Origin of the sequence: Myxococcus sp. CA040A, assembly GCF_013336725.1 — a bacterium.
GTDB lineage: Bacteria > Myxococcota > Myxococcia > Myxococcales > Myxococcaceae > Myxococcus > Myxococcus llanfairpwllgwyngyllgogerychwyrndrobwllllantysiliogogogochensis.
The window spans coordinates 1-434 of sequence record NZ_JABUMR010000053.1; the positions used below are offsets into that span (position 1 = coordinate 1).

Annotated in this window: 1 protein-coding gene; it reads left to right on the forward strand. The window is 61.8% G+C overall.

Annotated features, from left to right (window positions below; all coding sequences use genetic code 11):
- Positions 1-49 precede the first annotated feature (49 nt).
- The coding region (locus HUA75_RS46060; RefSeq protein WP_174490137.1) for an FG-GAP-like repeat-containing protein at positions 50-434 on the forward strand (385 nt) is incomplete at its 3' end.

The following is a 434-nucleotide window of genomic DNA, read 5'->3' on the forward strand; positions in this document are numbered from 1 at the left end:
CGACAGTTTGCACCCCTATGTTGCCCGCGATTACTGGACGATACAGCTCGTGGACGTCAACGGAGACGGCAAGGACGACCTTCTCTATCGGTACACTGTCTTTGGCCCCTCGGGCGGTTTTCCGGAGCCGGAGTGGCGCCTGCGGCTAAGCACCGGCTCGGGGTTCGGCGAGTCCATGGTCGTCAACCTCCCCACCGCGAGGGTGGGCGATACGCTGGATGATTTGGCCCCCGTGGACATGGACATGGATGGCAAGACGGACATCCTGGCCATCAAACGCACCCACTGCGACATGAACATCAGCGGCCACAACCAGCTCTACCGGTTCAACGGCACCGATTTCATTCCCACCATCAACGATGGGAGTGAGACCTACGCTGTCTGCGATACGACTCTGGCGAACCGCCGTCCCTCGGGCCTGCAGACCGCGGACC